The organism is Lysinibacillus sp. FSL K6-1151, assembly GCF_038630755.1.
GTDB classification, from domain to species: domain Bacteria; phylum Bacillota; class Bacilli; order Bacillales_A; family Planococcaceae; genus Lysinibacillus; species Lysinibacillus fusiformis_D.
On sequence record NZ_CP152040.1, the window covers coordinates 2,635,295 to 2,647,229 of the forward strand.

Below are 11,935 nucleotides of genomic sequence, written 5' to 3' on the forward strand. Positions count from 1 at the left end.
GTCCGTTCTGTTGTTTTTTGTCAATATCTTTCCGTATGTAAGTTAAATAGGAAAGAGGCTGGGACAAAAAGAAAAAATACTAGACCACGATACATTTGGTCTAGTATTTTTTTGATTTAGGAAGGAGTATTTAACTCAGTGAGGAAGAAAAATTAATATCCATTTTCGCTATTTTTCAAAATAATCGAGTTCTGTCCCAGCCTCTTTCCATAGATTTTATTGTAAGGAATTCGCTTGCATTTGATACATTTTGTTATAAATACCGCCAAGTGCTAGCAGTTCATCATGCGTGCCATTCTCTATAATTTGTCCTCGATCAAGTACAAGGATACGATCGGCATTTTTAATCGTAGACAGTCGATGGGCAATAATAAATGTTGTTCGTCCTTTTTTCAGGACATCCATTGCATGCTGAATAATTTCTTCCGTTTCCGTATCAATATTCGATGTCGCTTCATCTAAAATTAAAATCGCTGGATCAAAGGCAAGTGCCCGCGCAAACGAAATCAGCTGACGTTGCCCTGAGGATAACGTACTACCCTTCTCAATCACTGGCTCATCATAACCATTAGGTAAGTTCGATAAAACCCGTTCGCCTCCTACAGCATTTAAAGAAGCTTCTATTTTTTCGGATGATATATTAGGGTTGTTTAAGCCGACATTTGAAGCAATCGTACCTGTAAATAAGTAAGGATCCTGTAGCACTATTCCCATATGTTCACGCATCGTTTGACGAGGAACAGAGGTGATATCAATGCCATCAATGGTAATTTTGCCTTTTGATGGGTCATAGAAGCGGAATAACAAGTTCATAATGGAACTTTTTCCAGAGCCCGTATGACCAACTAAGGCAATCGTTTCACCTTGATGTGCCTCAAATGATAGGTTTTTCAGCACGTATTCATTGTCTTTATAAGCAAAGGAAACATCCTCGAAAACGACATTGCCTTTATATCGTTGGAGGCTTTTTTCAGAGACAGGCTCACCGTCTGTATCTAGCACCTCGAAAACACGTTTCCCAGCAATTAGAGAACGCTCAAGCTGAGAAAATTGGTTCACGATGTTCGTAATTGGATTAAATAGCTTTGTTAAATAATCGACAAACGCATACAAAGTACCCGCTGAAACCACTTGGGTTGCTGTAAATGATTGCGTACCAAAATAGAAAATAAAGACCGTAAACATAATTAGTCTTAACGTATTCACAAGGTTAAAGGATGTGGCTGAATCGAGCACTAATAGCTTACGTTCGTATGCATAATGCTCATTATTCATGTCATCAAATTCCTTCGTCATTTGCTGCTCACGACGGAATGCCTGAATAATGGTCATGCCTTGAATGGATTCATTAATCATGGCATTAATGTCAGCGATTTTTGTACGAATGACATCATTATACTTTGAGGCAAATTTTCGATACAAAATCATCCATACGTAAACAATAGGAATCATCGTTAAAGCTAGCATTGCCATTTTCCAGTTTAAAATAAAGAGTGCGATATATACACCAATGATGGAAATAAAGCTCGTAACAAAATTGGATAGCACCTGTACATATAAATTACGCACCGCTTCTGTATCATTTGTTACACGCGCAACAATTTTACCTGCTGGTAAATTATCGAAATACTGAATTGGTAAAGTTTGAATATGCTCAAAAACATCCTTACGTAATTTTTGAATGACGCGGTTTGCACCAATTTGTAAATAGATATACATAAAATAGCGTAATATAGCCGTTGCAATGGCTAACAGTAAATAAACGAGTAGTAGCCATGTAATCGGTTTGATTTCAATATGACCAATTGTCATGTAATTATCAATAATATGCTTAGCAATAAATGGCCCAACAAGCTCCGTAAATACGGCGATTGTAAGGAAGAATAAGCCTAGTAATATCGGCTTTTTAAAATGCATCGCATAGCGTGTTAAACGTTGACTCGTACTCATGAGGCACCCCCTTCTAGCTGCTGACGGTCAAATTGCTCTTTATACCATCCTTGTTGCGAAAGAAGTTCCTCATGTGTTCCCTGCTCTACGATTTGTCCATCATCCAACACGATGATAACATCCGCATGCTGAATACCAGATAGGCGATGCGTAGTAATAATCGTCGTTTTCCCATGACGTTCACGCTGAATATTTTCAATAATTCTTGCCTCTGTCTTGGCATCGACAGCCGAAAGCGAATCATCAAGCATTAAAATTTCAGGATCTTTAATCAGTGCACGAGCAATAGATACACGTTGTTTTTGACCGCCTGAAAGAGATACACCTTTTTCCCCAACAAGTGTTTCAAGGCCCATTGGTAAATTTTCTAAATCTTTTTCAAAATATGCGGCACGAATCGCCTGCTGTAATTCAGCTTGTGTCGCATCTTCTTTCCCAAATAATATATTTTCACGAATAGTACGTGAGAATAGCACATGATCTTGCGGCACATAGCCTATCCAATCAAGAATCTGCTCCTTGGTTTGAGAGGTGATGTCGATACCGTCAATGGAAAGCTGCCCCTGTCCGATTGGATACTCTCGCAATAATTGGCGAAGGAAGGTTGTTTTTCCCGCACCCGTCTTGCCGACAATGCCCAGCGTTTGACCTTTTTTCAGGGCAAGTGAAATTTGCTGTAAGTTTTTCACCTGACTCATTGGATATTGGAATGTTAAAGCATCAAAACCAATTGCATTAGGTGTCGCAATCATTTGTGGATTCGGAATATTTTGAACATCTGCATCATAGTTCAATGTTTCCTGCACACGATCCAGTGAGGCATTCCCTTGCTGCATAACATTGATGAGCTCTCCAATCGCAAAGATTGGCCAAACCGCTAATCCTAAATACACATTAAATGTGACCAGTTGCCCAACCGTCATTGCCTCTATCGCCACTAAATGAGCCCCGTAACCGAGTGCTACAACATAGCTAATACCTGTTCCGACTTTCGTAATCGGGCCGAATAATGCATTAATTTTAGCTGTATGAATATTTTTGGCATACACAATCTCACTCATATCCGCAAAATTAGCCTCATCCTTTTTTTCCTGCACATAGGCGCGCACCACTCGAACTCCAGCAACAGATTCCAGTACACTATCGTTCAGCTCACCAAAAGCGTCTTGAGCCTTCATATAGCGTTCATGAACAATTTTACCTAAATATTGTATGAGGATGGCCATAATAGGAACTGGTAACATCGCAAAAAATGTGAGCTTCCATGAAATCATATAGCCCATCGCAAAAATGATAAAGCCCATATAAATCGTTGAATCAATCAACGTCATAATGCCAAAACCAGCTGTCATGGATACGGCATTTAAGTCATTTGTTGCTCGTGCCATTAAATCCCCTGTACGGTTTTTCTCATAAAACGTTGGGGTCATGCGTAAAAAATGCTGCATTAAATTTCGACGTAATATTTTCTCAAGGTTTATAGCTCCTTCAAATAGTCGGAATTGCCACACAAAATTTAATAGATAGCCCCCAATAATAATCCCAATAAAAATGAATACATATTTTGTTAAAATAGCTGGTGTCATTTCTCCTGCAGTCAATAAATCGATAATGGAGCCTAATAAATATGGAGGAATGACCTCTAATCCACTGGCAATCATGAGTACCACAATGGCAACCGTATATTGCTTCCAGTATTTTTTAAAGAACCAGCCTAATTTACTTAACACATCAAACATACATTATAACCTTCTTTCTTCCATGCTGTTGTGGATGACTACCCACTTTCTAGAAATTCCTTTTTGAAAATCATTCGTTGTACTGTGTTTCTCATATACATACACTCCTTTTTAGTATTCACTACAACCTTTTTGGCATGAAAAAAGACACATACCCTAAAAAGAGCATGTGTCTCTTATAAAAGGCAGGATTGAACCCATACCTTTTTATGCAATCTTAAATAAGCGTTAGGCATGGACAATGTATGTAACTGTAATTGAATTTGATACTAATAAAATTAACATTGTCATGCCCTCCCTTGGTTTATTTGTTATAGTGTTCTTGAAGATTATCACACTATAGAAATATTTGTCAACTATCACCCTGTTATTTTTTTATCATTTTCAGGAAATAGTTAGTGCTTTAAAGCGTTGAATTATTGAAAAGAACCAAAAGGAAAGCATAGGCATAAGTGGTTGATTGACTTTAACATTACAGTAAATGTTAGGTCGCTTATATTGACCAAAAGGATGAAATGAACAAAAAGGGTAAAGAGAAAGAAAGTTCCTTCACAAGATTCAAGCACTCAAGGCTCGTTTCTTTTACAAAGCTATTGGTCATAACAAAATGATTATTACACGAAATCATTTTATAGGAAGGCTAACAGAAGAAATATTTCTAAAATTTTCATCTCATGATACACTTTCAATATAGTCATTTTTAGTAAGGGGTCTTTACGTTGAAGACATTTTTAGCAGTTAGCATCGGCGGATTTTTTGGCGCAATCAGTCGATATGGTCTTAATCTGATTTGGCCAAGCACAAACGGTTTCCCTTATACAACACTTTGTATAAATATAGTTGGATGCTTTTGCTTAGCATGGCTTTTCACCACTCTTATAAAACGCACACCGATTGTAGTAGGACTTGGGATTGGCTTTTGTGGTGCTTTTACTACTTTTTCGACATTTTCCTTAGAGACACTGCTCCTCCTTGAAAATAATGAGTGGCTACAGGCTGTACTTTATGTTGCCGTAAGTGTTTTAGGAGGACTAACAGGTGCATGGCTGGGGATACGACTTGCAAGGGGGCGCATGGTATGATTTTGGTCGGGATTGGGGGAATTTTTGGCGCTTTGTCAAGATTCTATTTAGGAAAATTACTTGTACATCCATATCCATGGGCAACTTTTATTATTAATTGTACAGGCTCCTTTGCACTTGGTTTTTTATTCGCCCTGCATGTCGGTGACTGGTTGTGGCAATTGATAGGCATAGGCTTTTTAGGAGCCTACACGACATTCTCTACGTTTGGGTTTGAAACACTACAGCTTATAGAGCAACAAAAATGGAGACAAGCCATTAGCTATATTGCCAGTACCTTGCTAGTTGGAATTCTATTTGCTGCTATCGGTTATCTTGTTGTGTAAAGAGGTGATATGTATTGACACAGCCATCAAATGAGCAACTCCAAGAACTTGAAGCTGAAATAGAACAAACACTCTATTCACTTATTGAGCTAGAATTAGAAGAAAATTATGCCGCAATGAATACACAATTTGCCTATTTACTAGCAAAGATTCAGGCAGCACGGCTAATTGATTACAAGCTGGATGTTCTCGTAGAACCTCAAGCTTATACAACGGAAACTTGTATTCTGCTACAAAGCTTAATTGAGGCCAAGACGAGGACAAATAAAAGGCATAGATTATTAACACACCGTATGATTTTAAAAATATGGTTACGTAAAAATCAACGATTCATGAGGGAATTTTTACCTCAAATGTTTTAGGCGCCTTCTAGTTTTATAAGGGCGCCTCTTTTAAATGTATACGTTCTTTTCCAAATAAAGTTGTCTGTTGTAAAATATCTAAATTAATATAGATGTTTTTCCTTCTATCATCATGGGCAGTTTTGGTTGACGGGATATACCTTAAGGCTCGCCCCATCGCATGCTGTTGCCCTTAACCTACTGAAAATAGGAAGTCCCTACTACTTTCAGCAGAAAAGGAAAAAGTTCGATTTGGAAAACGAATCGTTCTCCAATCGAACTTTTAAGGGCTTTAAGAACAACCTTTTTTTATGTTGAGGTTCTATAATTTAAAGTCGTTATTAACTGCTATTTTTTTATAGCTTCATACGTAAATACCTCTGAACCATTTGTTGGATATTTATTATACTCATAATCCGCAGAAATCGTAACATCTTTAAATCCAATATCTTGTAAAATTGCTCGAAACTCTTCTACTCCATACCACTTTAATGGGAAAACTTCTAACTCAGTGTCAATTAGTTTCGTATTTTGCCATTTCTGATATTTATTGTGAGTAATAGTAAATTGATTAATGTAGTCCACATCTACCAATACTTCTTCCAACGTTATAGAGTCACCGTCTTGATTCTTTAATATTCTAGTTGAAACATAACCCTTCTCAAACGACTCAGGAAGAAAAGTATCTACTATAAAGCGGCCTCCATCCTCTAGGTGATCATAAAAACACTTTAAGGCTTTTAAAGAATCTTCTCTTTGATGCAATAATAGGAACGAGCCAGTCGGAATAATAATCGCCTCATATTTTTGTTCCAAAGAAAAATTGCACATATTTAATGAATATAGATTTGGTGAAAGCTCTCTTTCTGCACAATTTTTTTTGCATAATCGTAACATGTCATCAGAAAGGTCAAAACCTTCAATATTTAGCCCTTTATGCAATAGAGGTATTAAGATACGTCCATTACCAACGGCAGGCTCTAATATCTTTCCCTTAACGCCTTCTAACCTTTCTGAATAATACTCTACATCGCCAAATGTTTTACCAATATATTTATCTATATCATATAATTCTGTAGATAAACTACCATAAAAACTTACCATCTCTAGTCTCCTATCTAGCATTTATTTATTTTCTGTGCTTGTACTATTTTCTTTTGTTTTAAAAGATCTCTATTTTCTCTTTTATCCTTTAATGTCTCTGCCCCCTCTTCTTTATATCTTTCTCTTAATTTATATCGCGGAAGATTTGCAGGTACTAAGCTTTTCGAAGGTTCAGCCTCTAAAAGCTTTGAAACGCCTGTTGATTCGTATGATTTTAAATCATACACTTCAGAGAAGTAACTATCGGCTGTATCTGATTCATAGTGCTTTATCTCTGGATAAGAAGAAATAACCCCTTCATAATTTCTTAAAACGACTTTCTCAGGACTGTGAGAAATTATATAATTTGGCTGTAAAGCTATCTTCCCACCTCCGTTTGGTGCGTCTACTACGAATGTTGGTACAGCATAACCAGAAGTATGTCCTCTTAAAGATTCAATTATTTCCAATCCTTTAGAAATAGGCGCTCTAAAATGGCTAATCCCTTCAGACAGATCACACTGATAAATATAGTATGGTCTAACCCGGATTTTAACTAAATCATGTACTAATTTTTTCATTATTGGCACGCTATCATTTATGCCTGTCAGAATAACAGATTGATTCCCAACTGGAACCCCCGCATTGACCAATTTCTCACAGGCTTCTTTCGCTTCATCGGTTAATTCTATCGATGTATTGAAGTGTGTATTTAGCCATACAGGATGATATTTCTTTAAAATCGTACACAAATCATCCGTTATTCTTTGAGGAAATACTACTGGTGCTCTAGTACCAATTCGAATGATTTCAACATGCGGTATGTCTCTTAAACTGCTTAAAATATATTCGAGAATTTTGTCATTAATTAATAAGGCATCTCCGCCCGATAATAAAACATCTCTGACTTCTTTATTATTCCTAATATAATCAATAGCTCTATCAAGCTGCTTTTTAGGTACTGCCATCCCCACCTGTCCAGAAAACCTTCTTCTTGTACAATATCTACAATACATGGAGCATTGATTGGTTACCAAGAACAATACTCTATCAGGATACCTATGAGTTATACCTGGTACAGGAGAATCTTCATCTTCATCCAACGGATCTTCTAGATCATAGTGACTCTTCATAATTTCAGCAGATAATGGAACAGATTGCATGCGTATTGGACATCGTACATCATCTGGATTCATTAAAGATGCATAATAAGGAGTTATATTCAAAGGTATTGTTTGTAGAGAAATTTTCACTCCTTCTTCTTCTTCAGCAGTTAAGTTTACAACTTTCTTTAAATCATCTAACGTTTTAATAGTGTTCGTTAATTGCCAATGCCAGTCATCCCATTGCTCTTGGGTAATATCTTTCCAAAGTTCAATTTCCCTATAATGTCTTCTTTCACCTGGTTTAAGTTTAGTCTGCATGAATCACCTCTCCTTTGATGTTGGTATAAATAGTCATGAGTTCCTTTGTCAATTCTTTCGCAGGCTCCTCATTCTCACTTAAGTAAAAATGACCACCATTAAAATACTTACACTTATAGTCATTGAGCGTCATTTTCTCCCATAGCTTCACTTCCTCATCAGGAACTGCTGAATCTTGTGCACCTAGCCAAAGTTCCATTGGATAGTTGATAAATGCTTTGTCATCGAATTTAAATGTATCAAGTAAATGAAAATCTCTGCCTGTAACATCAACGATTGAATTAAACAGCTTCGAGTCAGACTCAAGCTCATTTGGCACTCCACCTAGCCTTCTAATATCTGCTATGACACTTTCCCTCGTTCGCCTCGTAAACGGAGCTTCAGGATGCGTCGCATTATTAGATACAGTTATAGGGGACCTAGCAGCTGAAATGATTAATTTTTGAATATATTGACTTTTATCATCCAGTAAACTTGATAAAGCATAGACAAATAGTCCACCTAAACTATGACCAAATAAAACGGCTGGGCGATCAATATAATGAAATACTGTTTTAAAAAGATATTCTTTTGCCTCACAAAATGTTGATAGAAACGGTAAATCATTAGTCATTCCTCTACCAGGTAATTCGAACAAACATACTTCTATATCTTCAGATAAATCTCTCACTAAAGGAACCATCGAAAGTGCCGAACCTCCAGCATGATGAAAACATAGCAATTTTAATTTTGCATGTGGATTTGGGTTATATACTAGATATCCTTTTTCTTGTTTCATCTTCACAATCTATGACCACCTATTATTTTCATAGCTTCCTCCACTGAAAGCTCGCCTTGTTTCACTTTTTCAAGTACTTCAATTTTGCTGTAAGATGGAACAGTACTTTCTTGGATAGGCACAGCTTCTTTTCTAGCCGTAATTTCTTCTACAAACCGATTAATCGTTGGATATCTGAAAAGATCACCAACTACAAACTCATACGAAGGCAACACTTTTCTAAGTAAGTTATATAATTTCAGTACAATTAAAGAATGGCCACCTTGATCGAATAGGCTACGATTCAACTGTACCTTTTTTCCTAAAACTACTTCCCATGTCTCTCTTACAATATCAACCATATCTCCTGACATTGAGATAGTCGATGTATCGGTTAACTGATTAAGTAATTCTTCAGCTTGTTTCCTTAGCAAAACTCTATCAATCTTGCCATTCGTATTGCGGGGTAGCCTTTCTAAAGGAACAATAATATTCGGAATAGCGAAATCCGGAAGTATCTTAGAGATACTACTATTAATGGTCTCAATACTTTGGTCTGTTCCACTTATAAAGGCAATTAAAGTATTTTCACCGTTATTACTTGGAAGACAGATAACAAAACATTCCATACCTGGTTGAAGGGATAATAACGCGTTCTCTACTTCTCCTAATTCTAATCGATAGCCTCGAATTTTTACTTGCTGATCACTGCGCCCATAAAATTCAATCACTCCATTAGCGTTCAACCTAACTAAATCACCAGTCCGGAAGTAGTTAACATCATTCAGAGTATAACTATTTGAGGTAACTAAACCCTCCTCGGTTACATAGCCTTTTGTTACTTGTTTCCCTCCAATGTGTAGTTCACCTATCATGCCAGGGGCTACCGAATTACCTGATTTATCAACAATTCTCACCATTGTTCCTGGTAATGGTTTACCTATTGGACAAAGTCCGGATTTAGAACTGTCATGATTGTTATTACACGTATAAACTAGAGACTCAATTGTACATTCACTTAGACCATAACCATTGTAAAAATTGACGCCGTCCCAAAGCATGTCACATATTTCATTCTTTTCTTCAAGTCTGAACGTATCAGCACCTACCACTATCGTTTTTAAATCTTTTAAGATAATATTTACCTCATTTAAATAGTGAATAAATTCCCTTACTAAAACAGGTGTTGACTCCAAAAACGAAATTTTATATTTAGCTGCCATTTCTGCTAAATATGCCATATCAATTCTTTTATCTTCCTCGCAAACGAACAAGCAGCCATTCGTTGACCATGCCTTCAGCAAATCACCTAAAAAAACATCGGATGTCCAACTCCCTAGTTGAAGAACATGTTGTTCACTAGAAAGGTCATAAAATTGTTTCCAGCTTTGGATTAGTTGTGACAACCCTTCTGTTTTTAATGAAACGATTTTAGGTTCCCCTGTACTACCAGAAGTAGAAATATAATATGCCACATCTTCCGATTTAAATCTGTAAGCCTCGCTTATCATTTCTTTTTCATCCATACTACGTTCAATAATGGTTGGAATGTTATCTAGGAATAATGATGTTTTTGGCTGCAATATGTCTAATGTACGTTTAGTTCTTGCTTCAGGTATACTCGTATCAATAGCACACCATGCCGCACCTATTGTCCAAGCAGCAAAAATACCGATTGCTGTTTCAATACTTTTCTTTCCTACCAGTGCAACTGTATCCCCGCTCTGTACTCCTTCTTCGAGCAGTTGATTTGCCACAATATTGCTATATCTTTTCACATCACGATAACTTAAATTTCTTTGACCATCTGAAATGGCTAAGGAATCATCCCTATGGTCTCCTAAAATGGATTGAATTGAAAAATTTTCAGACGTAGTAGAAAATTCTGTCGTCAAAACATTTTTTAAATATAGCTCTTCGCCTTGTGTTAAGTTAATATTTTGGACCAACATATTATTATAGTTATCTATATTTTCAAATATATACTCAAGTGAATCTAGAAGTCTTAGAAGCTCCGTTTTCTCATAACGTTGTTGATCCCAACCTAATCGTAAGCATATGGAGTCTTGCGTAATATCAAATGTTACCGATAATGGATCAGAGCTTGTTCCATATTGGTGAACCAACTCACCATTCTTTTTATTATTTAAAGTTCCCTTGAAATTTTGGAAAATAACAGAGGTTTTAAAGATTTCTGTATCTCCAGACACCCCACCAAACTGTAATAATTTAGAATACGGAACTCCGCTGTTTTCAGAAACATCTTGCAGATGATCCATTGTCTGTAGACATACTTCTTTTAATGTTAGTTCATCTTCTATATCTATTTTGACGGGTAATGTGTTTATAAGCATTCCATTCATATCACTCGACTCTATTAATTGATATGGTCTTAATGCAAAAGTAGATCCTACGTATAGCTTATTCGTATGTTGATATCGATTGATTAACACGCCCCATATTGTTAAAGCAATACTTGAAGTTGTAACTCTATTCTTTATGCTATAGGCATGAAGATTTTCTGCCGCTCTCTTGCTTAACTCTTTATCGATATACATGAATAATGGCTTTTGAGTAATATGTTGTGACTTTTCTATAGCTAATGTTTCGGCTTCAGCTAAATCACTTAATACATTTCCCCAATATTTTTCCAGTCCTTTTTGATACATTGGATCACTAATATAATGTAAATAAGGTTCTATATCTGGACGAATGGCTAATGAAGTGACATCCTTATTTAACAGCTTAAAGAAATCTTCAAGTGTTTGAGCAATTGACCAACCATCCATAATGATATGATGATGCACCCATACTAATAAGTTTTTAGATGGTTTCCAATTTTGAATAAGATAAAATTGTTGCGTCTTATTCAGCATCGTTTGCTGTAGCCTACCAATCTCACTTTTAAACCAATTCTCTATATTCATAAATTCATCTTGAATCCTTAAATAATTAACCTCGACTACATTGATGTCTTCTACATTGTTTTGAATAATTTGGATTGGTTCTATCTCTTGCTGCCACTCAAATTTTGTTCTTAATGCTGGGTTGGCTTTGGCAGTATTTAACCAAGCATCTTGAATCTCTTCGAATGTAAATGAATTAGGAATTTCATAAGATAAAATTTGCCAATATGCATCTGATGTTGGGTCCTTTAACGTTTCCATTAACATAACTAGCTGCAATGGTGTTAACGCGAGTTTCTTATCATTTTGTAGCATTCTATACTAACC

General features: G+C 36.3%; 9 protein-coding genes. 3 read left to right on the forward strand and 6 right to left on the reverse strand.

Annotated features, from left to right (window positions below; all coding sequences use genetic code 11):
• Nucleotides 1-216: 216 nt before the first annotated feature.
• Both MHI04_RS12780 and MHI04_RS12785 read right to left on the reverse strand, forming a co-directional pair.
• Nucleotides 217-1,950 (reverse strand): ABC transporter ATP-binding protein, encoded by a 1,734-nt coding sequence (locus tag MHI04_RS12780; protein WP_036120553.1) that lies wholly within the window; start codon nucleotides 1,948-1,950, stop codon nucleotides 217-219.
• Nucleotides 1,947-3,689: an ABC transporter ATP-binding protein gene (locus MHI04_RS12785; RefSeq protein ID WP_036120555.1), complete on the reverse strand. Its 1,743-nt coding sequence runs from the start codon at nucleotides 3,687-3,689 to the stop codon at nucleotides 1,947-1,949. Before MHI04_RS12785 ends, MHI04_RS12780 begins: the two co-directional genes overlap by 4 nt.
• A gap of 719 nt (nucleotides 3,690-4,408) precedes the next feature.
• Between MHI04_RS12785 and crcB (MHI04_RS12790) the strand changes: the two genes are divergently transcribed.
• Genes crcB (MHI04_RS12790) through MHI04_RS12800 form a run of 3 tightly spaced genes read left to right on the forward strand, consistent with a single transcriptional unit; the run spans nucleotide 4,409 to nucleotide 5,459 of the window.
• Nucleotides 4,409-4,771 carry a fluoride efflux transporter CrcB gene (gene crcB, locus MHI04_RS12790; RefSeq protein WP_342534896.1) on the forward strand — a complete coding sequence of 121 codons (363 nt, stop codon included), beginning with the start codon at nucleotides 4,409-4,411 and terminating at the stop codon, nucleotides 4,769-4,771.
• Entirely contained in the window at nucleotides 4,768-5,097 is a 330-nt protein-coding gene (crcB, locus tag MHI04_RS12795) for a fluoride efflux transporter CrcB (protein WP_036120561.1), read from the forward strand. Before crcB (MHI04_RS12790) ends, crcB (MHI04_RS12795) begins: the two co-directional genes overlap by 4 nt.
• Nucleotides 5,098-5,111: 14 nt before the next feature.
• Nucleotides 5,112-5,459 (forward strand): hypothetical protein, encoded by a 348-nt coding sequence (locus MHI04_RS12800; RefSeq protein ID WP_036120563.1) that lies wholly within the window; start codon nucleotides 5,112-5,114, stop codon nucleotides 5,457-5,459.
• A 327-nt stretch (nucleotides 5,460-5,786) separates the two neighbouring features.
• On the opposite strand, the gene MHI04_RS12805 is transcribed toward MHI04_RS12800, so the two are convergent.
• Genes MHI04_RS12805 through MHI04_RS12820 form a run of 4 tightly spaced genes read right to left on the reverse strand, consistent with a single transcriptional unit; the run spans nucleotide 5,787 to nucleotide 11,923 of the window.
• Nucleotides 5,787-6,542 carry a class I SAM-dependent methyltransferase gene (locus MHI04_RS12805; protein ID WP_342534897.1) on the reverse strand — a complete coding sequence of 252 codons (756 nt, stop codon included), beginning with the start codon at nucleotides 6,540-6,542 and terminating at the stop codon, nucleotides 5,787-5,789.
• 14 nt (nucleotides 6,543-6,556) lie between these two features.
• Nucleotides 6,557-7,945, reverse strand: a complete 1,389-nt coding sequence (gene ablA, locus MHI04_RS12810) for a lysine 2,3-aminomutase (RefSeq protein WP_089932623.1) — start codon at nucleotides 7,943-7,945, stop codon at nucleotides 6,557-6,559.
• Nucleotides 7,935-8,723: an alpha/beta fold hydrolase gene (locus MHI04_RS12815; protein WP_058844597.1), complete on the reverse strand. Its 789-nt coding sequence runs from the start codon at nucleotides 8,721-8,723 to the stop codon at nucleotides 7,935-7,937. The genes ablA and MHI04_RS12815 overlap by 11 nt, the downstream gene beginning before the upstream one ends.
• 2 nt (nucleotides 8,724-8,725) lie before the next feature.
• On the reverse strand, nucleotides 8,726-11,923 hold the full coding sequence (locus tag MHI04_RS12820; protein WP_058844583.1) for an AMP-binding protein: 3,198 nt from the start codon (nucleotides 11,921-11,923) through the stop codon (nucleotides 8,726-8,728).
• Between the last annotated feature and the right edge of the window lie 12 nt (nucleotides 11,924-11,935).

Excerpts from the sequence above, each read along its gene's own strand:
- MHI04_RS12785 (WP_036120555.1), bottom strand. The coding sequence starts at position 3,689 with ATGTTTGATGTGTTAAGTAAATTAGGCTGGTTCTTTAAAAAATACTGG.
- MHI04_RS12805 (WP_342534897.1), bottom strand. The coding sequence starts at position 6,542 with ATGGTAAGTTTTTATGGTAGTTTATCTACAGAATTATATGATATAGAT.
- MHI04_RS12780 (WP_036120553.1), bottom strand. The coding sequence starts at position 1,950 with ATGAGTACGAGTCAACGTTTAACACGCTATGCGATGCATTTTAAAAAG.
- MHI04_RS12820 (WP_058844583.1), bottom strand. The coding sequence starts at position 11,923 with ATGCTACAAAATGATAAGAAACTCGCGTTAACACCATTGCAGCTAGTT.
- crcB (WP_036120561.1), top strand. The coding sequence starts at position 4,768 with ATGATTTTGGTCGGGATTGGGGGAATTTTTGGCGCTTTGTCAAGATTC.
- ablA (WP_089932623.1), bottom strand. The coding sequence starts at position 7,945 with ATGCAGACTAAACTTAAACCAGGTGAAAGAAGACATTATAGGGAAATT.
- MHI04_RS12815 (WP_058844597.1), bottom strand. The coding sequence starts at position 8,723 with ATGAAACAAGAAAAAGGATATCTAGTATATAACCCAAATCCACATGCA.